This is a genomic window from Pseudonocardia zijingensis, from assembly GCF_042657305.1.
Taxonomy (GTDB): Bacteria; Actinomycetota; Actinomycetes; order Mycobacteriales; family Pseudonocardiaceae; genus Pseudonocardia; species Pseudonocardia zijingensis.
Map to the genome: position 1 here is coordinate 20,927 of NZ_JBHSKO010000004.1, position 22,288 is coordinate 43,214.

The window sequence follows — 22,288 nt, forward strand, 5'->3', positions numbered from 1 at the left end:
CAGCTCAGGTCGGGACGCCGTCAGCAGGCGGCGCCGATGCTCCAGGGATCGGTGCGTGCCGTGGACACCTCGACCGCGACCCGGTCGCCGAGCGCGGCGCGCACCACGCCGGCCGCCTGCGCGCACCACGGCCACTCCGACGCCCAGTGCGCCACGTCCACGAGCGCCGGGGTCGGGCCGCCCACGGTGCCGGCGAGCAGGTGCTCCGACGCCGGGTGGTGGCGCAGGTCGGCGGTGACGTACGCGTCGACCCCCGCGCGGGTGGCCGCCCCCAGCGCGGAATCGCCCGCACCGCCGCAGACCGCGACCGAGTGGATCGGCCGGTCCGGGTCGCCGGCGGCGCGCACCCCCCACGCCGTGGCGGGCAGGGCCGCGCGCACCCGGTCGGCGAACGCCGAGAGCGGCTCGGGGCCGGGCAGCGTGCCGACCCTCCCGAGCCCGCGCGACGACGGCACCTCGGCCATCTCGAACAGGTCGAACGCGGGTTCCTCGTAGGGGTGCGCGGCCCGCAGCGCGGCCACGACGGCCGCCCGACGCCCGCGGGGCAGCACCATCTCGAGCTTGGTCTCGGCGACCCGTTCGAGCTTCCCGACGGTGCCGATCGTCGGGTGGGCACCGTCGAGCGGCTTGAACTGGCCGGTGCCCGCGGTGGCGAACGAGCAGTGGCTGTAGTCGCCGATGCGGCCCGCGCCCGCCGCCGACAGCGCCTCGTGCACCTCGGTGATCGCCGGACCGGTCGGCACGAACGTCACGATCTTGTCCAGCGGCTCGGCGGGCGCGCCGACCAGCGGGCCGGTGACGTCCAGGCCGATCGCGGCGGCGAGCGCGTCGGAGACGCCGGGGTCGGCGGAGTCGGCGTTCGTGTGAGCGGTGAACAGCGCGGTGCCGCCGCGGATCAGCCGGTGCAGCAGGGCACCCTTCGGAGTGTCCGCCCCGACGCCGTGCACACCGCGCAGCAGCAGCGGGTGGTGCGTGACGAGCAGCTGGTGGCGCCCGAGCGCCTCGTCGACGGTCTCGGGCACCGGGTCCACGGCCACCAGCACGGACGACACCTCCTCCGCCGGGTCGCCGCAGACCAGCCCGACGGCGTCCCAGTCGGCGGCGAGGGCGGGCGGGTAGGCGGCCTCCAGCGCGGCGACGACCTCGCCGACGGTGGCGGTCACGCCGCCACCGCCTCGAGCGCGTCGGCGAGCGCGGCCACCAGCCGGTCGACCTGGTTCGCGGGGCGCACGGCCACCCGGACGTGGTCGGGCCCGAGCCCGGGGAAGGTGTCCCCGCGGCGCACCGCGACCCCGGCCGCGCGCACGGCGGCCCGCACCCGCTCGCCCTGCCCGTCGGGCAACCGCAGCAGCAGGTAGGGCGCGGTGCCGGGCAGCACCCGGACGCCCGGAAGGCCCGCCAGCCGCTCCGCCTGCTCCGCCCGCGCCGTGGCCAGGCGCTCGGCCGCCCGCCGCGACTCCTCCACCGCCGCGGGCATCGAGCACGCGATCACGGCCTCCAACGCGAGCGTCGAGACCGGCCACTGCGGGCGCGGGGCGGCGAGCCGGGCGAGCAGCTCGGGGTCGCCCAGCGCGTACCCCGCGCGCAGCCCGGCGAGCGCCCACGTCTTGGTGAGGCTGCGGAACACGAGCAGGCCCGGCACGTCCGCGGCCCCGGCGAGCGACTCGGCCTCGCCCGGCACGGCGTCGGCGAACGCCTCGTCCACGAGCAGCACGCGGCCCGGCGCGGCGAGCGCCCGGACGTCGACGGCCGGGTGCAGCACCCCCGTCGGGTTGGTCGGGTTCCCGATCACCACGAGATCGGCCTCCGCGGGCACGGCGTCGGGGTGCAGCCGGTGGCCGTCGGCCTCGTCGGTGACCACGTGCACGACGTCGACGCCCGCCGCCCGCAACGCCGCCTCCGGCTCGGTGAAACCTGGGTGCACGACGGCGGCCAGCCGTGGCCGCAGCGCCGGGAGCAGCGCGAACCCCTCAGCGCTGCCCGCCAGCACGAGCACCTCGTCCGGACGACGGTCGTGCCGCGCCGCCACCGCCTCACGCGCCTGCTCGTCGTGGGCCGCGGCCGGGTAGCGCCCGATCCCGTCCAGCGCGACGACGAGCCGGTCCCGCAGCCACGGCGGCGGCGCACTCCCCTGGACGTTCACGGCGAAGTCGAGCAATCCGGGGGCCGCGTCGACGTCCCCGTGGTGCCGCAAGGACGCAAGATCCATGGGCGGAAGCCTACGGCGGCCCCTGCGCCCCGCTCGGGACGGAGTCGGGCGTGCGCGAGACTGGCCACGTGCCCTCCGAGTCCAAGAGTCTGTCCGTGGTGTTCGTCTGCACCGGCAACATCTGCCGGTCGCCGATCGCGGAGAAGGTGTTCGTCCACGAGCTGGAACGCGCCGGGCTGGCCGACGCCGTGCACGTCACCAGCGCGGGTACCGGGAGCTGGCACATCGGGTCGCCCGCCGACGAGCGGGCAGTGGCCACGCTGCTCGCCGCGGGCTACAAGACCGAGCACGTGGCCCGCCAGGTCGACGCCGAGCAGCTCGAGGCCGACCTGATCGTGGCGCTCGACCGGTCACACGAACGCGCGCTGCGGTCAATGGTGTCCGACCCGGACCGCGTGCGGCTCCTGCGCTCGTTCGACCCGGACGCGCCGCCCCACGCCGAGGTGCCCGACCCCTACTACGGCGACGACGACGGCTTCACCGAGGTGCTGGAGATGGTCCGGGCGGCCATGCCGGGGATGATCGCGTGGGTGCGCGAGAACATCTGACCGTCCTCGGCGCCGCCGTCCGCGACCGCGTGCCGCTCGGCGGCGGGGCCGCGCGCGTCACCCTGGCCGACGGGCGCACCGTCGTCGTCAAGGACGGGGACCCCGCGGGGATCGCAGCTGAGGCGGCGGGGCTGCGGTGGCTCGCCGCGGCGGGCGGCGCGCCCGTGCCCGCCGTCCTGGCCGCCGACGACGGCCGGCTGGTCACCGAGCTCGTGCCGGACGGCGCCCCCACGGCCCGCGCGGCCGAGGAGTTCGGACGCGCGCTGGCCCGCACGCACGAGGCGGGCGCGCCCGCGTTCGGCGCCGCGCCCCCGGGCGGTCCCACCGACGCCCGCATCGGCGCCGCCCCCATGCGCAACGCGCCCGCGCCGAGCTGGCCGGAGTGGTACGCCGCCGACCGGCTCCTGCCCTACCTGCGCACCGCCCGCGACGCGGGCACCCTCCCGGCCGAGGCGGCACGCGCCGTCGAGGCCGTGGCCGAACGGCTGCCCGACCTCGCCGGGCCCGCGGAACCCCCGGCCCGGCTGCACGGCGACCTGTGGTCGGGCAACGTGCTGTGGTCGCCCGCGGGTGCCGTGCTCATCGACCCGGCGGCCCACGGCGGGCACCGGGAGACCGACCTCGCGATGCTGGCCCTGTTCGGTTGCCCGCACCTACCCACCGTGCTCGCCGCGTACGACGAGGCCGCGCCCCTGGCCGCCGGGTGGCGCGAGCGGGTGCCGCTGCACCAGCTGTTCCCGCTGCTCGTGCACGTGGTGCTGTTCGGTGGCGGTTACGCCGCCCAGGCGGCACACGCGGCCCGCGCGGCGCTGGCCGCCGCCTGACGCCCTGTGGATGCTCGTGGCCGTCCTCAACGCCAGTCGTCGAGCAGGCGGACGTCCTCGCGGTCGTAGCCGGGTTCGTTGGGGCGATGCATCGTGATCCCCGGGCTGTCGGTGCGGAAGCCCGCCGCGAGCAGCTGCCGGTACGCCTCGTGCCGCGCGGTGTTCACCCCCAGCGCGAGCCGGACCGCACCGGCCGCCGTGGCGAAGCCCTGGCACGCCGCGAGCAGCGAGTCGAACGCCTGCGCCGCCCCCGGGCCCGGCCGCACCGCGCCGAACTTCACGTACGCGACACCGCTGCCCGCCTCGGTGCCGGGCCCCACGTGGCAGACGGCGAAGCCCCGCGGCGCGTCCGGTTCGCCGATCAGCACGACGTCACCCAGGCCCTGCTCGAGCACGGCGTCGATCTCGCCGCCGACGTCCAGGCCGGGGTGGATCTCGTCGGTGACGGCGGCACAGCCGGCCACGAGCGCGTCGCGGTCGGCGGGCGCCACCGCCGACAGCCGCCAGCCCAGCTCCTGCTCGTTCCCGGTCAACGGCTTCGACATGATCGCGGTGAGGAACCGCGGCCAGAAGCCGAACCGCTGGTAGAAGCCGTGGTGCTGCGGGCTCTGCGCGAACGTGAAGAGACCCTGGTGGCCCGTCTCCCAGCCGTCGAGCACGTCGACGGCGGCCGCGACGAGCCGGGTGCCGATCCCCTGCCCCCACAGCTTCGGCGCCACCGACAACGGCCCGAAGTACGCGACGCTCCCCCAGCGCGTGACCACCGTCGACCCGGCCATCTCGCCGTCGACGTACGCCGCGAGCACCGTGGTGTGCCGCGCCCGGAACCGGGTGCGCAGGAGCTCGGTGTCCCGGTGCACCCCGGCGCCGAGGACGGTGCTGAAAGCGTCGCGGAACACGTCGTCCGCCGCGTCCACGTCGGACGCCTCCAGCCGCCGAACCTCGTAGTCCACGGGGGAAGGATGCCGTGCCACTGCACCGAACGGACGGCGGGGCTGCTCCGGATCGCCAGGCCCGCGGTATTCGTACGTTCGAACGCGGGACTCGCGCTCCGAAACGGGAGACTCGCGCTTCTGGGGGCGGGTCACGAGAGGGCGACGAGCTCGGCCAGGGCCTCCTCGACGAAGCCGGCGAGGACGTCGACGTCGGGCAGGGCGTCGCGGTCGGCGGTGAAGCCGTAGTGGACGCCGTCGGTGTAGGACGTGATGCCGATCGCGACGGCCTGGCCGCCCCCGAGGGGCACCACCGGGTACATGTCGAGCATCCGCGCGCCCATCGCGTAGAGCGGGCGGGGCGGGCCGGGCACGTTGGTGACGAGCACGTTGTAGAAGTTGCTCGAGTACTGGCTGGCCAGCCGCGCGCCCAGGCTGTGCACGATCGGCGGGGCGAGCCCCACGAGGCGCATCAGGGTCGCGGCGCCCACCGCCTGCCCACTGCGCTTGTGCACCTCCATCGCGTCGCGCAGCACCCCGAGCCGCACCAGCGGGTCGTCCTCGGCGACAGGGAGGTCGACGAGGTAGGCGGAGATGCTGTTGCCTGCGCGGACGCCGCTGCCGCGGGTGCGGGCGCGCACGCTGACCGGCACCATCGCGCGGACGGCGGTGTCGGCCGTGAGGGGTTCCCCGCGGCTGATCAGCCACCGGCGCAGGGCACCGGTGACCACGGCGAGCACGACGTCGTTGACCGTGCCGCCGTGCGCCTTGCGGACGGCCCGGTGCTCGGCGAGTGCGGTGCGGGCCATGCCGTAGCGCCGCTGCTGGCCGGTGGCGGCGTTGAGCGGCTGCACCGGCCGGACGGTGGCGGCGCTGCGGCCCGCGGCGAGCACGCCCTCGACGGTCCGGCCGACCACCGACGCGGCCTCGCGGACATCGGTGAGCGCCCGGCCCGCGACGTCGAGCACGTCCCGGGGCCTGCGCAGCGCCTGGGCGGCCGCGGAGGCGGCCAGCTCCAGCCCGGACGGCTCGGGCGCGGGCTCCCAGTGGTCGTCCGGGGTGTCGCGCGGCTGCGGGGTGAGGTCGAGCAGCACCGCACCGATGTCCATGGAGGCGAGCCCGTCGACCATGGCGTGGTGGGTCTTGGTGACCACGGCGAAGCGGCCGTCGGCGAGCCCCTCCACCAGGTAGACCTCCCACAGCGGCCGCGACCGGTCGAGCTGGCGGGCGAGCAGCCGCCCGACGAGCTCGAGCAGCTCCTCCTCGGTGCCCGGCGCGGGCAGCGCCGAGCGCCGGACGTGGAACGCCAGGTCGAAGTCGGGGTCGTCCACCCAGACGGGCAGCCCCAGCCCGCCCGGCACCGCGCGCACCTTCTGCCGGTACCGCGGCACGAGCGCGAGCCTGCGCCCGATGAGCGCGGTGAACGCGTCCGGGTCGAACGGCCCGTCCTGCGGCGGCGCGAACGTCATGACGGCACCGACGTGCATCGCAGCCGTCCGGTGCTCGGCGAACAGGAAGGACGCGTCGAGCGGGGAGAGGCGGTCGACCACCCCGCCATTGTCCCGATTCCGACCTCGTGAGTGGTTACGCGCGCTGGAGCACTCGTTTCCACTCACGGGTGCAGTTGTTACCAGCCCCGCAACGGGAACCCGGAACGCCCGCGGTCACCGAGCTTGACCCCGAGCACCTGGTGGAGCTGGATGTTGTCGCGCTCGAACCCGAGGCGGCTGGCCGCCATGTACAGCCGCCAGACACGGGCGCGCCCGAGACCGACCTCGCCGACGGCCTCCTCCCAGTGCTCCTCCAGGTTCTCGCACCACCCCTTGAGCGTGAGCGCGTAGTGCTCGCGCAGGTTCTCCTCGTGCCGCACCTCGAACCCGCTGTCGTTCATCACCGAGATCAGGTGCCCGACCGGCTCCAGCTGCCCGTCCGGGAACACGTAGCGGGCGATGAACGGGTCGAGCCGGCGCGTCAGCGGGGTGTGCGGCTGGGTGATGCAGTGGTTGAGCAGCCGGCCCTCCGGCTTGAGCCGCTCGTACAGCGACGTGAAGTAACCCGGCAGGTTGGCCTTGCCGATGTGCTCGGTGAGCCCGATCGAGCTGATCGCGTCGAACTCCGACTCGGGCGCGTCGCGGTAGTCGAGGTGGCGCACCTCGGCGAGGTCACCGAGGCCGCGGCGCTCGATCTCGGCCTGCGCCCACTCGGCCTGGTTGCGCGAGAGCGTGACGCCCAGCGCCTTGACGCCGTGCTCCGCGGCGGCGTGCATGACCATGCCGCCCCAGCCGCAGCCGACGTCGAGCAGCCGCATGCCCGGCTTCAGCGCGAGCTTCTGCGCCACCAGCTCGTGCTTGGCGGCCTGCGCCTCCTCCAGCGTGGCGTCCTTCGTGGGGAACACCGCGCACGTGTAGGCCATCGAGGGCCCGAGCACCCACTCGTAGAAGCGGTTGGAGACGTCGTAGTGGTGCGAGATCACCTTGCTGTCGCGGAACTTCGAGTGCAGCCGGCCCCGCGGGCGGTACTCGAGCTCCGGGATGGGCTGGCGATGACGCAGCCACACCGGGAACAGCTTGCGCGCGAGGTCGAGCTGCTCCTTGCGCGTGAGGTCGTGCAGCGTGAGGTCGGCCATGGCGTTCAGCACGTCGTAGACGTCACCGTCGACCTCGATCTCGCCCGTGACGTACGCGCGGGCCAGCCCGAGCGTGCCCGGCGCCGTGGCGAGCCGGGCGAGCGCGCGCGGTGTGACGACCTTCAGCGCGACGTCGGAGTGGTCGGGCCCGGCTTTGCTGCCGTCGTAGGCCACCACCCGGATCGGCACGTCCTGGCCGAGGACATCTGAGATCAGCTCCGCCACCTGCATGACAGCCCCCTTTTCACCTGGTGACCTTGGAGTACAGATCGGGCTGCCTCCCGTGCGGGTCGTAGCGCGCCTTGAGCGCGCGGTAGGCGGGCCCGTTGTAGTGCTTCCAGAACTCACCTTCGTCGTAGTGCACCGTGGAATACAGCGACTTGTGGCCGCCGAGGTCGGCCACGAGCTCCTCGATCCGGCGGTTGTGCGCGTCCGGACGCCCCGGAACCTCGGGCACGCTCGACCAGAACCCCACGTTGACGTACAGCTCACCCGGCTGCATCGGGTACAGCGGCCAGGTGCGCTCGCCGCGCAGCCGCAGCGGGCACAGCCACACCGGGCGGATGCCGATGTCGCGGTGGAACGCATCGACGAACTCGGCGAGCCGCTCGACCGGGATCTCGACGTCCTGGATCACGGGCTCCTCCTGCGGCGTGCGTGTGACGCGGTGCGCGAGCCGGGAGAAGCCGTGGCGCCGGTCGAGGGCCACGATGCGGCGGTAGACGTCCGAGCGGCGGAAGCGGCGCGGCCAGAACCGGCGCACCACCGGGTGCTGCACGCCGAGCGCGCGCGAGCACCAGAACCAGTCGGTGTCCCAGCGCCAGATGTAGTCGTGCACGGTGAGCACGTCCGAGGTGCGCTCGCGCACGGAGCGGTAGAAGATCTGCTGGCCGGTGTAGTCGCTGACCCCCTGCCCCGGGTCCTCGGTGAACGTGCCGAGCGTGAGGTACTGCTCCCCCGGCTCGAACACCGTGCCGTCCACGAAGTCGGGCCCGTCCGGGCCGCAGACCTCGGTGATGACGGCGGCCAGGTCGGCCGTGGCCACCCGCCGGTGCTCGAGCCGGACGTACGGGGAGACCGGCTGCAGCTCGATCTTCAGCCGCAGCGCGTAGCCGAGGGTGCCGTAGGAGTTCGGGAAGCCCGCGAAGAGGTCGGCGTGCTCACCGTCGGGCGTGGCCGTGACGAGCTCGCCCTCCGGGGTGAGGACGTCCATCTCCAGCACCGACTCGTGCGGCAGCCCGTGCCGGAACGACGTGGACTCGATGCCGAGCCCGGTGACGGCGCCGCCCAGCGTGATGGTCTTGAGCTGGGGCACCACCAGCGGCATCAGCCGGTGCGGCAGGGTGGCCTCGACCAGGTCCTCGTAGGTGCACATGCCCTGCACGTCGGCGGTGCGCGCCACGTCGTCCACCGAGATCACGCCGGCCAGCGCCGACGCGTCGAGGGTGCCGACGGGTGCGGTGTCGCCGAAGCGGAACAGGTTCGAGGTCTTCTTGGCCAGACGCACCCTCGTGTTCGGCGGCAGCGCCCGGTACCGCCCGACCAGATCGGCCACCGCTGCGTCGTGCCGGCTGGGCGTCAAGGTCATGTACTGGACGGTAGTCCGCTTACCTGGCCTCGCCCAACCCCTTGACCTGCACCGTTCCTCACACCGTCCGGATCGCCCCGAAGTGGGTGATCCGGATCAGCCGTGGTCGGAGAGGAACTCGTCCAGCGCAGGCCACGTGGTGGTGCGCGCACCCCGCCCCGTGAGCACCCCGAGGTGACCGCCGGGCGCCGTGCTGAACCGCACCTCCGGGGCGCCGGTCAGCAGCCCCACCACCTTCTGCACGGCCGGGAGCGGCGCGATCACGTCGTCGCGGCCGGCCACGACGAGCACCGGCACCTGCACGGCGGCGAGCCGGATCGAGCGCCCGCCCAGGGACAGCTCGCCGTCGGCGAGGTCGTTGCGGCGCAGCATCAGGTGGTAGATCTGGCCGAACACGCGGCCCGGGTAGCCGTGCATGTTGCGCATCAGGTGCTCCACGGCCTCGATCTGGGCGAGCGCGTCGCGGTCGTCGAGCTGCGACAGCACCGTGAGCGGCTTCGTCACCAGCTTGTCGACTGCCGCCAGCTGGAACGCGGCGCTGACCAGCGGCGCCGGGAAGCTGCCGATCGCGCGGTAGACGGCCGAGAGCCCCCGGCCACCCGTCGCCACCGCGAGCGGGCGCAGCGGCGCCACGAACGGCACGGCCGTGACGTCGACCGGGCTGCCGATCATCGACAGCGTCCGCACCGGCAGCGGCTCTCCCGCCTGCGCCCCCGCGGCCACGGCCAGCGCGCAGAAGATGCCCGCGAGCGACCAGCCGACGAGGTGGACGTCCGGGCCGGCGTCCTCCGCGGTCAGGCGCGTGGCCCACGGCACGACGTCGTCGACCCAGTGCTCCATGCCGAGGCGGCGGTCGGCGAAGGACTTCGGCCCGTGGTCCACGAGGTACACCAGCCGTCCCGTCCCGACCAGGTGCTCCACGAGCGAGCAGCCGCGCCGCAGGTCGTAGGCGAAGTCGGGGGCGCCGAGCGGGGGCACCAGCAGCACCGGCTCACCGCTCGCGGGGGCGACGCCGGGAGCGGGCAGGTACCGGTAGAGCGACCCGCGCGGACCGTGATCCACCAGCTCCCGCGGCATCCGGCGCAGGTCGGCGACTCCGCCGGTGGCCATGCCGACGAGGTTCACCGCGGCGGCGGGGAGGTCCACGCCGCGACACGCTACCGAGCACCGGCCGCGCCCGGCGTCACCCGGTGGGGGGCGGGAAGATCCGCCGGGCCATACCCTCTACGTCGAGGGGGGGATGGATGAGCACACCCGATTCTCGGCCGGACGGCCCGCAGGAGGGGGCGGGCGACCAGCCGACGGGCCCGGCGTACGACCCGCAGCAGCCCGCGCAGTCCTACGACCCGCTGCCCGGGCAGGCCTACGACCCTCGGACCGGGCAGCCACTCGGCACGCCGGCCCCGCCGTACGACACGCCCCAGTACGGGCAGCAGTACGGGCCACCGCCCGGGTACGGCCCGCAGCCGACCTGGTACCCGCCGCCGGGCTACGGGGCCCACGGCCCGCGCCCGACCAACGGACTCGCGATCGCCTCGCTCGTGCTGGGGATCCTCTGGCTCTACTGGGTCGGCAGCATCCTGGCGCTCGTCTTCGGCTACATCGCCCGCCGGCAGATCGCGGAGCGCGGCGAGTCCGGCGACGGCATCGCCGTCGCGGGGATCGTGCTGGGCTGGATCGGTGTCGGGGTGCTGGCGCTGGTGTTCCTCCTCGTGATCGTGGGAGTGGCCGCGAGCGGCCCGTACGCCTCGTTCTGAAGCTCGGATCGGGCCACGGGGTGTGTGAGACTCCGCGGATGCAGCGCGACATCTTCGACGCCGAGCATGACGCCTTCCGCGACCTGGCCCGGACCTTCATCGCCAAGGAGATCACCCCGTTCCACGAGCAGTGGGAACGCGACGGCCAGGTCAGCCGCGACGTCTGGCTGGCGGCCGGCCGCGCCGGGCTGCTGGGCACCGACGTGCCCGAGGAGTTCGGCGGCGGCGGGGTGGCCGACTTCCGCTACAACGCCGTGGTCACCGAGGAGCTCATGCGGGCGGGCGCCACCGGCATCGGTTTCCCGCTGCAGAACGACGTGGTGGCCCCCTACCTGCTGCGGCTGGCCACCGACGAGCAGAAGCAGCGCTGGCTGCCCGGGTTCTGCTCCGGGGAGATCATCACCGCGATCGCGATGACCGAGCCGGGCACCGGCTCCGACCTGCAGGGCATCACCACGAACGCGCGGCGCGCCGACGGCGGGTGGGTGCTGAACGGCGCGAAGACGTTCATCACCAACGGGATCATGGCCGACCTGGTGATCGTGGTGGCGCGCACCGACCCGGACGCGGGCAGCCGCGGCTTCACGCTGCTCGTCGTCGAGCGCGGGATGCCCGGCTTCGAGCGCGGGCGACGCCTCGAGAAGGTCGGGCTGAAGGCGCAGGACACCGCCGAGCTGTCGTTCACCGACGTCCACGTGCCCGACGCCAACGTGCTCGGCGCACCCGGCGGCGGGCTGATCGCGCTGATGCAGAACCTGGCGCAGGAGCGCCTCTCGATCGCCGTCGGCTGCGTGGCGGGCGCGGTCCGGGCCCTCCAGCTGACCGTCGACTACACGAAGGCCCGCACGGCGTTCGGCCGGCCCGTGGCGAGCTTCCAGAACACCCGGTTCGAGCTGGCGGAGATCGCCACCGAGGTGGACGTCACCCAGGCGTACGTCGACCGCTGCATCACCGAGCTCGTGGCCGGCCGCCTCGACGCCGCCGACGCGGCCAAGGCCAAGTGGTGGGCGAGCGACGTGCTCAAGCGGGTGGTGGACCGCTGCGTGCAGCTGCACGGCGGCTACGGCTACATGCTCGAGTACCCGATCGCGAAGGCCTTCGTCGACTCCCGCGTGCAGGCGATCTTCGGCGGCACCAACGAGATCATGAAGGAGATCATCGGCCGGCAGCTGCTGGACTGAGCCCCGCGCGGAGCCCCCCGGTATGCCAGCAAGGTGGCTTTACTGGCGTAATGCGCCAGCAAAGCCACCTTGCTGGCATTCGGGGCAGGCCTCAGTGGGTGGGGCCTGCCGCCAGCCGCGCGCGCTCGGCGTCGACGTCGTAGGTGGGCTTCGGGAACCGCGGGTCGACCACGGCGAGGGTCTCGGCCAGCAGCGCGGCGATGGCCCAGTTGCGGTACCACTTGCGGTCGGAGGGGATCACGTACCACGGTGCGGCGTCGGTGTCGGTGCGCCGCAACGCCTCGGCGTAGGCCTCCTGGTAGGCGGGCCAATTGCGGCGGGCGTCGATGTCGGCGGGGTTGTGCTTCCACCGCTTGGCGGGGTCGTCCAGGCGGGCGAGGAGCCGCTCGAGCTGCTCCTTCGGGGAGATGTGCAGCATGCACTTCAGGATCGTGATGCCCTGCGCGTCGAGCTCCGCCTCGAACTGGGCGATCTCGGTGTAGCGCCGCCGCCAGACGTCCTCGGGCACGAGGGAGTCGACGCGGGCGATGAGGACGTCCTCGTAGTGCGAGCGGTCGAAGATCCCGATGTGGCCCGGGGTCGGGACGTGGCGGCGCACCCGCCACAGGAAGTGGTGGCGCAGCTCCTCGTCGGTGGGCTTCTTGAACGTCGCGATCCGCAGGCCCTGCGGGTTGAACAGGCCGCCGACGCTCCGGATCACCCCGCCCTTGCCGGAGGTGTCCATCCCCTGCAGCACGAGCAGCACCGCGCGCGGGCCGCCGGCCGTGGCCTCGGCGTAGTGCGCCTCCTGCAGGGTGTCGAGCCGTTCGCCGAGCTCGGCGAGCTCCTGGGCTGCCGTGGACTTGTCCCGCGGCCCGATCGGGCGCGCCCGTGGGTCGATGGCGGCGAGGTCGGCGGCCGAGGCGAGGTCGGCGGGAACGCGGAACGTCTCGCGCGCGGTCTTCCCCACCTCGGAAGACTATCGGCAGCCCGGTCCGCGTGCTGTCGCGACGACGTCGCAGTTCGGAGCGAGTTTTCACAGGTAGGCGGTCGACCTGTGCGGACGCCGGGGCACCCGCCGCTCCCAGTGCACGTGGTCGTCGTGGGCGAGCGCCGACTCGTCAATCTCCACGCCCCAGCCCGGCCGGTTGGGCCGCAGCTGCAGGTGCCCGTCAACCGGCAGGATGTCGAAGTTGGTGGTGGCCGCCGCGAAGTGCGGGCGCCACCGATCCGGGCCGGTGCGGCTCGGGTCAGGCCGTGACCGACCGCGCCGGGCCCCCCGGCTCCTCGGTGGGCACGACGGGGATCGCCTGGGTGGGCGGTGCGACCTCCGCCTCCGGCGCCGCCGTCTGGTCCGCGTCCGCGGGCGGGCTGGGATCCGGCGGGGTGGGTTCGGGCGCCGTGAGCTCGCCGAGGTCGAGCTCGAGCCGGAACGGCTCCTCGATCAGCAACGTCTCGTCGCCGCCCGCGCGGGCGTACTCGTGGTAGCGCCCACCGATGATCATGTCGGCCACCGCGAACGGGGCGTCGTGGTCCACCAGCAGCGAGTACGGGATGCGGCTGCGCGCGTAGAGCTGCAGCTTGAAGCTCCGGTCGGTGGCACCGTGGTCGCTGCCCACGACCTCGAACACCATCAGGGCCGCTGCGGCGTCCAGCACCTCGGGCTCGGCGGCGTCCCCGTCGCCTGCGTCCTCGCCCGGGGCGGCGGTGACGACCAGGTCGGGCACGAGCACGCAGTCCGGGCCGAGGCGCAGCGGCACCGGTCCGCGCGCGACCAGCCCGCCGGGCAGCGCCTCCGCCACCGCCGCGCGCAGGCGCTCGATCGCCCGCGTGCGGCGCGGGTGCGCTCCCGGGCCGATCAGCAGCGTGCCGTCGACGACCTCGACGCGGCCGTCGTGCTGCAGGGCGAGGTAGGCGGCCTCGGTCCAGGGACCCGCGTGGTCGAACACCGAGCTGTCGAGCTGGTTGCCCACCGCGGCCTCCTCTCGGTTGATCCCGGCCGTGGAAGGTCACATCGTGGCACGTGACACCCGGGGACATCAGGACGACTGAGCGTGACCACCGATCGGAACGACGAGGGGGGTGCCGGCCACCGGATCGGGGATGACGCGGGCGGCCAGCCCGAACACCTCGGCGAGCATCGACTCCGTGACCACGTCGGCCGGCTCCCCCGCGGCGACGATCCGGCCGTCGCGCATGGCGATGAGGCGGTCGGCGTAGCGGGCGGCGAGGTTGAGGTCGTGCAGCACCATCACGACGGTGCGCCCGGCGTCCTGGTGCAGCCGCCGGACCAGCTCCAGCACGTCGACCTGGTGGGCGAGGTCGAGGAAGGTGGTGGGCTCGTCGAGCAGCAGCAGATCGGTGCCCTGGGCCAGCGCCATCGAGATCCACGCGCGCTGCCGCTGGCCGCCGGACAGCTCGTCGACGGGCCGCTCGGCGAGGTCGGCGATGCCGGTCCACTCGAGGGCCTGGGCGACGGCCTCCTCGTCGTCGGCCGACCACTGCCGGTACCAGGCCTGGTGCGGGTGGCGGCCGCGCGCCACGAGGTCGGCCACCGTGAGCCCCTCCGGCGCGGTGGGGGCCTGCGGCAGCAGCCCGAGGACCTTGGCGACCTCGCGGGTGGGCATCCGGTCGATGCGCCTGCCGTCGAGCAGCACGTGGCCCGCGGTCGGCTTGAGCAGCCGGCCCAGGGCCCGCAGGAGCGTGGACTTGCCGCACCCGTTGGGCCCGATGACCGCGGTGATCGTGCCGGCCACGACCTCGAGGTCCAGCCCGTCCACCACCGTGCGCTCGCCGTAGGCCAGCCGGACCTGCTCGGCGCGCAGCCGGACCGCCGTGGCGGTCTCCGTGGCGGAGGCGTCGGTCTTGGTCAGCGGCGTCATGCGCGGGCCTCCCGGCCGTGGCGGGCGAGCAGGTAGAGCAGGTAGGGCGCGCCGAGCACGGCGGTGACGATGCCGACCGGCAGCTCGGTGGCACCGAACGCGGTGCGCGCGACGACGTCCGAGATCACGGTGAGGGCCGCGCCGACGACCAGCGACATCCCGATGGGCGGGCGCGCTCCCCCGACGAGCCGCTGCGCGATCTGCGGGGCCACGAGCGCCACGAACGCGATCGGCCCGGCGCTCGCGGTGGCCACCGACGCCAGCCCGACGGCCACGAGGAGGAGCAGCGTGCGCGCCTTGTCGACCGGCACGCCGAGGCCGCGGGCGGTGTCGTCGCCGTACTGCAGGGCACCGAGGACGTGCGCCAGCAGGAACGCCGCGGGCAGCAGCACGGCGAGCGCGACCGACACGGGCACGACGTGCTCCCAGCCGCGGGCGTTGAGGCTGCCGTTGAGCCACACGTAGGCCCGCGCCGCCTCGAACACCTCGGCCACGACGAGCAGCCAGTGGACGACGGCCAGCAGCATCGCCTGCAGCCCGATCCCGACGAGCACGAGCCGGAACCCCTGCACGCCACGCCGCCACGCCAGCAGGTAGATCACCGTGGCGGTGAGCAGGCCGCCGACGAGCGCGGCCACCGGCAGTCCGGCCGAGGCGATGAACCCGCCGATCCCCGCGAAGCCGCCCCCGACCACGATGACGAACACCGCGGCGGCGCTGGCACCCGCGGTGAGACCGATCATGTCCGGGCTCGCGAGCGGGTTGCGCGCGATCGACTGCGTGATGGCGCCCGCCACGGCCAGCGCCGCGCCGACCAGTGCGCCGGTGAGCGAGCGGGGCAGCCGCAGCTCCAGGATGATGAACTGCTGGCCGGAGTCGCCGCCGCCGAACAGCACCGCGAGCACGTCGGGCACGCTGATCGGGTACTCGCCGCGGCCGATGTTCGCGGCCATGCCGAGCACGAGCACCGCGACGCCCACGACCAGCACGACCACGTAGCGGGGCCGCCACACGATCGACACGCCCCGCGCGCGCAGCGCAGGCCGGCCGGGCACGCGCTGCGGCGGCCGTTCCAGCACCGCCATCAGATCGCCACCATCTTGCGGCGACGCACGAGCCAGATGAAGAACGGGCCGCCGATGAGCGCCAGCACGATGCCCACCTGCAGCTCGCCCGGCCGCACGACCACCCGGCCGACCACGTCGGCGACGAGCAGCAGCGCGGAGCCCGCCAGCGCCGACGCGGGCAGCAGCCAGCGGTAGTCGGGGCCGGTGAACGAGCGCACGATGTGCGGCACGACGAGCCCGACGAACGCGATGGGCCCACACGCGGCCGTGGCCGAGCCGGCGAGCAGCGTGATGGCGACGACCCCCATCGTGCGGGTGCGGCGCACCGAGTGGCCCAGCGAGCGGGCCACGTCGTCACCGAGCGAGAGCGCGTTGAGCGCGGGCGCGCCCGCCAGGCCGATCACCGCGCCCGCGAGCAGGAAGAACTGCACCTGACCTGCGATCTCGACCTCACGGCCCGCCAGCGACCCGACAGCCCAGAAGCGGTACGCGTCGAGGGTCTGGACATCGAGGAGCACCACGGCCGATGTGAGCGCGGCGAGCAGCGCCGACACGGCCGCGCCTGCGAGCGCCAGGGTGACCGGTGTGGGGCCGCCGCGGCCGACCGAGCCGAGCACGAACACCGCCACGCTCGCGACGAGCGCCCCGGCGAAGGCGAACCAGACGTAGCCGTAGAGGTTGGTGACGCCGAACGCGTAGATCCCGATGACGACGAAGAACGCCGCCCCGTTGTTCACGCCCAGCAGCCCCGGGTCGGCGAGCGGGTTGCGGGTGTGGCCCTGGATCAGCGCGCCGGCCAGGCCCAGCGCCCCGCCCGCGAGCACGCCCAGCAGCGTGCGCGGCATCCGCAGCGAGCGCACGACGATGTCGTCCTCGGTGCCGGTGGGGGTGAACAGGGCGTGCCACACGCCGTCGAGGGGGATGGCCTTGGCACCGACCGCGATGCTCGCGAGGCACGCCGCCACCAGGACGACGCCGAGCAGCGCGAGCCCGGCGAGGCGACGGCTGCGCAACCCGCCGACCGCTGGCGCGGGAGCGGCCGGCGTCGTCAACACGGACACACCATAGGTGAGGCTCGCCTTCACTCAGTAGTGGGTCTTGCCACGCGTGTGCTGGGATGGCGCGGTGCGAGCGCTGCTGCCGGCCGACGACGACCTCGACGACGACGGGCTCGCGGCGCGCTACGCCTACCCCGATGCGCTGGGCGCCCCGTACGTGCGGGTCAGCTTCGTCGCGAGCGCGGACGGCGCGTCGTCGGTAGGGGGGAGCTCCGAAGGCCTCACCGGCGCCGCCGACCGCCGGGTGTTCCGGCTGCTGCGCCGGCTCGCCGACGTCGTGCTCGTCGGGGCGGGCACGGTGCGCGCCGAGGACTACCGCGGCGTCCGCGGGTCCACCCCGGCCCCGATCGCGGTGGTCACCGGCTCGGCCGACCTCGACCCGGGCTCCCGGCTGTTCACCGACACCCGCGTGCCCCCGATCGTGCTCACCCAGGAGTCCGCGCCGGCCGACCGCCGGCAACGGCTCGCCGTCGCGGGCGCCGACGTGGTGGTGCTCCCCCGGCTCACCCCGGACGTGCTGCTGGCCGAGCTCGCCCGCCGCGGGCTGCACCGCGTGCTCTGCGAGGGCGGGCCCGCGCTCGTCGGCGACCTCGTGGCCGCCGACGCCGTCGACGAGTTGTGCCTCACGGTGGCGCCGCTGCTGGTCGGCGGGCCCGCGGGCCGCGTCGCCGCGGGCCCGGGCAGCGAGCACAGGCACCGGTTGGACCTCGTCGACGTGCTCACCGAGGAGGACGCTCTCCTCGTGCGGTACCGCAGGGCGCACGACGCTACGCCGACCGGGTGACTTCACGGGAGGGTGGCGTACACGCCGGTATCCCACCTCCGAAACACTGACGGAGCGGAACGGGAGGATCACCACCATGAGCGAGACCAGCGCCACCAACACGGCCACCAGCACCACGACCACACCCACCACCACCGTGTCCTCGCCCGCCCGGCTCGCCGACGACACGTCGCAGGGGAAGACCACGATCGCCGCGTCGGTGGTCCAGAAGATCGCGGGCATCGCCGCCCGCGAGATCTCCGGCGTGCACTCCATGGGCGGGGGCGTCTCGCGCGCCTTCGGCGCCATCCGCGAGCGCATCCCGGGCGGCGGCACGGGCGCCACCAACATCGCGGGAGTGCAGGTCGAGGTCGGCGAGAAGCAGGCCGCGATCGACCTCGACATCGTCGTCGAGTACGGCGCGTCGATCGTCGAGCTGGCGCGGGCCGTGCGCCGCAACGTCATCACGGCCGTGGAGCGGATGACGGGCCTCGAGGTCATCGAGGTCAACATCGCGGTGAACGACATCCACCTGCCCGAGGCGCTGGACGAGGACGCGATGCCGCCCGTGCAGAGCGCGCGGGTCGAATGACCGCACCGGCGAGGAGGACCACCGCCGTGCCCGGCCCACCCGACCCGGTCGAGCTGGCCGTGCGGGTGGCCGATGCCGTCACCGCGCACCCCGCGGTGGCCGGCCTGCACGGCGGCCCCTACGGGTCGGTCGCCACCTACCTCCCCGGGCGCAGGCTGCTCGGCGTGCGCATCGGCGAGGGCGACGAGCCGGTGGAGGTGGCCGTCGTGCTGCGTCCCGACCGGCCCATCCCGGAGGTCGTGCGGGAGCTGCGCCGCGACGTCTCGCGGCTGTGCGGCGGCGCGGCCGTGGACATCACGGTGGCCGACATCGCGATCCCCGACCCCGCCGGGCCCGGCGAGGCGCCGTGAACGAGCAGGAACGGGCCGCCTACCGGGCCTTCGTCCGCGAGAACCACCCCGACCGCGGCGGCGACCCCGAGGTGTTCGCCGCCGGCATCGAGCGCTTCCGCCGGGCGAGCGAGGAGCCCGACGAAGACCCGCGCTACGACGCCCCGGTCGAGGTGGTACGACCGCTGCCGTTCCCGGTGCGGGTCGGCGTGGCGCTGATCCGTACCTGGCACCGCCGCCGCAACGACCGGGTGCAGTGACACGGCTGTCCGTACGACTGAGCTGGAGGAGAACCGGATGAACGCCACCCAGACCGGCCTGCTGACAGGCCTCGCCCTCGGCCTCGCCGGGGCGTTCGGCGGCCTGGGCGCCTTCCTGATCGTCCTGGTCCTCGGCGCGATCGGGCTCCTCGTCGGCCGCGCGCTCGACGGCCAGCTCGACGTCAACGCCCTGCTCGGGCGGGGGCGCGACCGGTGACGCTCGCGGTCGCCGAGGAGCGCGGGGGGCTGGAGATCCACTCCACCGTCCTGCGCAAGATCGTCGAGCACGCCGCCGACCAGGTGCCCGGCACCCTGCGCCACGAACGGCGCCTCGCCGGCATCGACCTGGGCATCGGCGAGGCCGGGGCGAGCGCTCGCATCACCACCGGCACCGGCGATCCGCCGAGCGTCGACGTCCGGCTCGAGCTCACGCTCCAGTACCCCGGCCCGGTGCGCTCCGTCGTCGCCGCCGTCCGGGAGAAGGTCGGCGACGAGCTCGTCCGCATCACGGGCCACCGCGTGCGCTCCATGACCGTCACCGTCGAGGGGCTGCGACCGGCGCGCCCCATCCCCGCCCGCCTGCACTGACCCGGCCCACCAAGGAGGAACACCGTGCGCGTGCTGCTGCGGGTGCTCGCCCCGCTGCTGGGCCTCGCCGTCGCCGTGATCGGGGTGCTCGTGCTCCTCGAGGTGGTCGCAGCCTGGGTGCGCCCCGACGGCACCGAGGGGCTCGTGGTGCCGTGGCACGACTGGTACGCCACCCTCGGCCGGGTGGCCTGGCACGACGCGCCCGTGCCGGGCATCGCGATCGGCGTCGCCGTGCTCGGGCTGCTGCTGGTGCTCGTCGGGCTCCTGGCCCGGCGCCACGACCTCGCCGTCGACGGTCCCGCCCCCGAGATCACCGTCACCACCTCGCCCCGCGTGCTCGCGCGCCTCGTCGGCCGCCGCGTCCGCTCGGCCGACGACGTCGCCGCGGCGTCCGTCACCGCGTCGCGGCGCCGCGTGTCGGTGGCCGCCCAGGCCTGGAGCGACGCGGGCCCCGACCTCGGCGACAGCGTGCGCGCCCGGGTGGAGGGCCTGCTCGACGAGGTCCCCCTGCACCGCAGGCCACGGGTCACCGTGACCGTGCAGGACAGGAAGGGGCCCCGGTGACCACCGACGTGCGCACGAAGAGCAACGCCAAGGCGCTGCACAAGCGCGCCACCGCCGCGATCGCGCGCTCCACGGCGGGCGAGCGCACGCTCGCCGTCGTGCTCGGGCTCGTCCTGCTCGTCGTCGGCACCTTCGTCTACCTGCTGTCCACCGGGCTGTTCGGCACCGCCCGCGCCGGCAGGCCGCTGCTGGACCCGATGATCGTCGAGGCACTGCGCGCGGCGCCCGGCGTGGCGCGGATCGTCGCGATCGTCGGCGGGCTGCTGCTCGCGGTGCTGGGGCTCGTCTGGGCGGCACACGCGCTGCGCCCCGAACGGCGGCCCGACCTCACGCTCGACGGCGGCGTCCCCGAGGACGCCCCCGACACGTCCATCGTGGTGAGCGCCGCCGCAGCGGCCGAGGCCGTCGCGGCGCAGGCCGCGGCGCTGCCCGGAGTCGGCCGGGCGCGGGCCCGCCTCGTGGGCACCGAGGCCGCGCCCGCGGTGCGCGTCACCCTCTGGCTCGCCGACGACGCCGACGTCCGCGACGTGCTCGCCCGGCTCCACACCGAGGTGCTCGCCACCGCACGCGCCTCGCTCGAGCTCGCCGAGCTCCCCGCGGCCGTCCGGCTGGAGCTCGACCACCCGCACCCCACCCCCCGCGTCACGTAACAGGGGCGCACTCCTAGCGGTTCACGTCCCCCACACCGGCCGTCCGGCACGCTGGGACCGGATCCAGTACGACCGGGAGGGCACGTGGCACGACCACCGCGTCACGCGGTCGGGGCGGCTCTTCCCCGCCTGGTCGCGCTGCTCGGCCTGGTCGCCGTCCTCGCCGCTTGCACGGTCGGCCCCTCGGAGCGTCCCCCGGTGGCGGTGCGCGGCGAGAACGTGCCCGCCGCGCCGGGGCAGACCACGCCCACCCCACCGCCGGTGCTGCCCGAACCGGAGCCGCAGAGCGCCAACATCCCGTTCTTCGAGTGCACCGAGGACACGCTCGTCACGCTCGTCGAACCGGTACCCGCCGACCGGAACCTGCAGGTCGACTGCGGCGAGCTCACCGTGCCCGCCGACCCCGACCAGCCGTCGCTGGGCGCGGTCACCCTGGGCGTGATCCGCGTCGGCGAGGCCGGGGCGCCCGCCGACCGGCCACCGCTGCTCGTGCTCGGCGACAGCACCCGCGAGCCGTCCACCCGCCACGCGGCGATCATGGCCGGGCAGGTCGACCCGGCACTGCTGCAGCACTTCACGCTCGTGGGCCTCGACCGGCGCGGCGCCGGGGAGGACATCCTGCACTGCGCACCCGACGACGCCCGCGCCGCGCTCGTCGACGCCGACGCGGAGTCCACCGGCGAGGGCGGCCTCGCCCTGCTGCTCGAACAGGCCCGCGCGGTCGTGCAGGAATGCAACCTCACCCTCGACGGCGGCCTCGGCAGCTACCGCACGGCCGCCACCGCCGCCGACATCGAACTGCTGCGCGCCGCCCTCGGCGTCGAACAGCTCTCGGCGGTGGGGGTGGGCGACGGCGCCACCGCCCTCTCCGCATGGGCGCGGGCGGCACCGCGGTCCGTCGGGCGCCTCGTGCTCGACGGACCCACGCACCCCACACAGGACGAACCGGACCTCACCGCCAGCCGCGCCGCCGCCGCGGAGGCCGCGCTCGGCGCGTTCGGCGTGGCCTGCTCCGCCCGCCCCGACTGCCCACTCGGCGCCGACCCCCGCGCCACCATCGAGGCCCTGCTCAACCAGCTGAAACGCCAGCCGCTGGTGTCCGCCGAGGGCGAGCGCCTCACCGCGGGCGCCACCGTCACCGCCCTGCTGGCCGGGCTCGGCGAACCACGGCGCTGGCCGGGACTCGCGGCGGCCCTCGCCGCCGCACACGCGGGCGACCCGGTCCCGATGCTCACCATCCTCGCCCCGCTGACCGGCCCCCGCGGCCTCTTCGACGGCATGCTCGCCACCAGCTGCAACGACGCCCAGCGCCGCCTCGCCCCCGGTGAGATCGGCGACGTCGCACAGCGCTGGACCAGCGCGTACCCGACCTTCGGCTCCACCTTCGCGCTGCGGCTGCTCGCCTGCGCACCCTGGCCCACCGGGCGGAAGGCAACCCAGGCCGGCCAGGCCGAGGGCGCGCCGCCGATCCTCGTGATCGGCACGGCCGCCGACCCCCGCGGCTCGCTCGACGGCTCCCGGCGCACCGCCGACTCCCTCGCCACCGCCCGCTTCGTCAGCTGGCAGGGCGCGGGTACGGGGGCCTACCCGCGCACGTCCTGCGTCTCCGGGATCGTGGACTCGATGCTGCTCTACGGCGTGGTGCCCGACTCCGGCACCCTCTGCCCGCCGTAGGCCTCCCCCCGCTCATCGGGGTTGTCCACCACGGGCGTCCTGGCGGCGCCGCGCATCGTGCGGGGCATTCACGTGGGCAGCCCGGGGCCTGCCCGGTTGGCGCACCGCGCCGCCAGGAGGCAGGCTTCCCTTAGCAGGGGCGAATCCGGGGGTTTCGCAGCGATCAAGGGGAAATGGTAGCTCTTGGAGATCATCTAGCGACCATTTCACCTTGATC

25 protein-coding genes are annotated in these 22,288 nt (G+C 74.6%); 13 read left to right on the forward strand and 12 right to left on the reverse strand.

Annotated elements, in window-relative coordinates; all coding sequences use genetic code 11:
• Positions 1-20: 20 nt before the first annotated feature.
• Complete coding sequence (locus ACFPL3_RS10005) at positions 21-1,163, reverse strand: Nif3-like dinuclear metal center hexameric protein (RefSeq protein WP_343946602.1); 1,143 nt, start codon at positions 1,161-1,163, stop codon at positions 21-23.
• A complete protein-coding gene (gene cobC / locus ACFPL3_RS10010; RefSeq protein WP_343946601.1) occupies positions 1,160-2,209 on the reverse strand; it encodes an Rv2231c family pyridoxal phosphate-dependent protein CobC in 1,050 nt (349 codons plus the stop codon). Before cobC ends, ACFPL3_RS10005 begins: the two co-directional genes overlap by 4 nt.
• A gap of 50 nt (positions 2,210-2,259) precedes the next feature.
• Between cobC and ACFPL3_RS10015 the strand changes: the two genes are divergently transcribed.
• Positions 2,260-2,757 carry a low molecular weight protein-tyrosine-phosphatase gene (locus tag ACFPL3_RS10015; protein WP_343946600.1) on the forward strand — a complete coding sequence of 166 codons (498 nt, stop codon included), beginning with the start codon at positions 2,260-2,262 and terminating at the stop codon, positions 2,755-2,757.
• Positions 2,736-3,581 carry a fructosamine kinase family protein gene (locus ACFPL3_RS10020; protein WP_379588801.1) on the forward strand — a complete coding sequence of 282 codons (846 nt, stop codon included), beginning with the start codon at positions 2,736-2,738 and terminating at the stop codon, positions 3,579-3,581. Before ACFPL3_RS10015 ends, ACFPL3_RS10020 begins: the two co-directional genes overlap by 22 nt.
• A gap of 26 nt (positions 3,582-3,607) precedes the next feature.
• Here ACFPL3_RS10020 and ACFPL3_RS10025 read toward each other — a convergent pair whose 3' ends face one another.
• The 5 genes from ACFPL3_RS10025 to ACFPL3_RS10045 form a co-directional block, all read right to left on the reverse strand.
• Complete coding sequence (locus ACFPL3_RS10025; RefSeq protein ID WP_343944098.1) at positions 3,608-4,534, reverse strand: GNAT family N-acetyltransferase; 927 nt, start codon at positions 4,532-4,534, stop codon at positions 3,608-3,610.
• 131 nt (positions 4,535-4,665) lie between these two features.
• A complete protein-coding gene (locus ACFPL3_RS10030) occupies positions 4,666-6,063 on the reverse strand; it encodes a WS/DGAT/MGAT family O-acyltransferase (protein ID WP_343944097.1) in 1,398 nt (465 codons plus the stop codon).
• Between the two features lie 77 nt (positions 6,064-6,140).
• On the reverse strand, positions 6,141-7,370 hold the full coding sequence (locus ACFPL3_RS10035; protein ID WP_343944096.1) for a cyclopropane-fatty-acyl-phospholipid synthase family protein: 1,230 nt from the start codon (positions 7,368-7,370) through the stop codon (positions 6,141-6,143).
• A 13-nt stretch (positions 7,371-7,383) separates the two neighbouring features.
• Positions 7,384-8,727, reverse strand: coding sequence for an FAD-binding oxidoreductase (locus ACFPL3_RS10040; RefSeq protein ID WP_343944095.1), 1,344 nt, complete (start codon positions 8,725-8,727; stop codon positions 7,384-7,386).
• 96 nt (positions 8,728-8,823) lie between these two features.
• Positions 8,824-9,837 carry an alpha/beta hydrolase gene (locus ACFPL3_RS10045; protein WP_343944100.1) on the reverse strand — a complete coding sequence of 338 codons (1,014 nt, stop codon included), beginning with the start codon at positions 9,835-9,837 and terminating at the stop codon, positions 8,824-8,826.
• Between the two features lie 134 nt (positions 9,838-9,971).
• Between ACFPL3_RS10045 and ACFPL3_RS10050 the strand changes: the two genes are divergently transcribed.
• Both ACFPL3_RS10050 and ACFPL3_RS10055 read left to right on the forward strand, forming a co-directional pair.
• Positions 9,972-10,484, forward strand: a complete 513-nt coding sequence (locus ACFPL3_RS10050; protein ID WP_343944094.1) for a DUF4190 domain-containing protein — start codon at positions 9,972-9,974, stop codon at positions 10,482-10,484.
• 38 nt (positions 10,485-10,522) lie between these two features.
• Positions 10,523-11,665 carry an acyl-CoA dehydrogenase family protein gene (locus ACFPL3_RS10055; protein WP_343944093.1) on the forward strand — a complete coding sequence of 381 codons (1,143 nt, stop codon included), beginning with the start codon at positions 10,523-10,525 and terminating at the stop codon, positions 11,663-11,665.
• Between the two features lie 91 nt (positions 11,666-11,756).
• Here the strand turns inward: ACFPL3_RS10055 and ACFPL3_RS10060 are convergent, their stop codons facing one another.
• The 5 genes from ACFPL3_RS10060 to ACFPL3_RS10080 form a co-directional block, all read right to left on the reverse strand.
• Complete coding sequence (locus tag ACFPL3_RS10060) at positions 11,757-12,614, reverse strand: PPK2 family polyphosphate kinase (protein WP_343944092.1); 858 nt, start codon at positions 12,612-12,614, stop codon at positions 11,757-11,759.
• A gap of 280 nt (positions 12,615-12,894) precedes the next feature.
• The gene (locus ACFPL3_RS10065) at positions 12,895-13,617 is read right to left on the reverse strand and encodes a Uma2 family endonuclease (RefSeq protein ID WP_343944091.1); all 723 of its coding nucleotides are present in this window, start codon (positions 13,615-13,617) and stop codon (positions 12,895-12,897) included.
• 66 nt (positions 13,618-13,683) lie between these two features.
• Positions 13,684-14,526 (reverse strand): ABC transporter ATP-binding protein, encoded by an 843-nt coding sequence (locus ACFPL3_RS10070; RefSeq protein WP_343944090.1) that lies wholly within the window; start codon positions 14,524-14,526, stop codon positions 13,684-13,686.
• The gene (locus tag ACFPL3_RS10075) at positions 14,523-15,611 is read right to left on the reverse strand and encodes a FecCD family ABC transporter permease (RefSeq protein WP_343944089.1); all 1,089 of its coding nucleotides are present in this window, start codon (positions 15,609-15,611) and stop codon (positions 14,523-14,525) included. Before ACFPL3_RS10075 ends, ACFPL3_RS10070 begins: the two co-directional genes overlap by 4 nt.
• Entirely contained in the window at positions 15,611-16,645 is a 1,035-nt protein-coding gene (locus ACFPL3_RS10080) for a FecCD family ABC transporter permease (protein WP_379588931.1), read from the reverse strand. Before ACFPL3_RS10080 ends, ACFPL3_RS10075 begins: the two co-directional genes overlap by 1 nt.
• A 73-nt stretch (positions 16,646-16,718) precedes the next feature.
• On the opposite strand from ACFPL3_RS10080, the gene ACFPL3_RS10085 reads away from it, so the two are divergent.
• From ACFPL3_RS10085 to ACFPL3_RS10125, 9 genes are all read left to right on the forward strand, one after another.
• Positions 16,719-17,435, forward strand: a complete 717-nt coding sequence (locus ACFPL3_RS10085; protein WP_343944087.1) for a dihydrofolate reductase family protein — start codon at positions 16,719-16,721, stop codon at positions 17,433-17,435.
• Between the two features lie 76 nt (positions 17,436-17,511).
• On the forward strand, positions 17,512-18,006 hold the full coding sequence (locus ACFPL3_RS10090) for an Asp23/Gls24 family envelope stress response protein (protein ID WP_343944086.1): 495 nt from the start codon (positions 17,512-17,514) through the stop codon (positions 18,004-18,006).
• Positions 18,007-18,032: 26 nt separating this feature from the next.
• On the forward strand, positions 18,033-18,356 hold the full coding sequence (locus tag ACFPL3_RS10095) for a hypothetical protein (protein WP_343944085.1): 324 nt from the start codon (positions 18,033-18,035) through the stop codon (positions 18,354-18,356).
• A complete protein-coding gene (locus tag ACFPL3_RS10100) occupies positions 18,353-18,595 on the forward strand; it encodes a hypothetical protein (RefSeq protein ID WP_343944084.1) in 243 nt (80 codons plus the stop codon). Before ACFPL3_RS10095 ends, ACFPL3_RS10100 begins: the two co-directional genes overlap by 4 nt.
• Before the next feature lie 37 nt (positions 18,596-18,632).
• Complete coding sequence (locus tag ACFPL3_RS10105; protein ID WP_343944083.1) at positions 18,633-18,812, forward strand: hypothetical protein; 180 nt, start codon at positions 18,633-18,635, stop codon at positions 18,810-18,812.
• A complete protein-coding gene (locus ACFPL3_RS10110) occupies positions 18,809-19,183 on the forward strand; it encodes an Asp23/Gls24 family envelope stress response protein (RefSeq protein WP_343944082.1) in 375 nt (124 codons plus the stop codon). Before ACFPL3_RS10105 ends, ACFPL3_RS10110 begins: the two co-directional genes overlap by 4 nt.
• 24 nt (positions 19,184-19,207) lie before the next feature.
• Entirely contained in the window at positions 19,208-19,747 is a 540-nt protein-coding gene (locus ACFPL3_RS10115; protein ID WP_343944081.1) for a DUF6286 domain-containing protein, read from the forward strand.
• The gene (locus tag ACFPL3_RS10120) at positions 19,744-20,397 is read left to right on the forward strand and encodes an alkaline shock response membrane anchor protein AmaP (RefSeq protein WP_379588807.1); all 654 of its coding nucleotides are present in this window, start codon (positions 19,744-19,746) and stop codon (positions 20,395-20,397) included. Before ACFPL3_RS10115 ends, ACFPL3_RS10120 begins: the two co-directional genes overlap by 4 nt.
• 84 nt (positions 20,398-20,481) lie before the next feature.
• Positions 20,482-22,071 carry an alpha/beta fold hydrolase gene (locus ACFPL3_RS10125; protein WP_343944080.1) on the forward strand — a complete coding sequence of 530 codons (1,590 nt, stop codon included), beginning with the start codon at positions 20,482-20,484 and terminating at the stop codon, positions 22,069-22,071.
• Positions 22,072-22,288 lie beyond the last annotated feature (217 nt).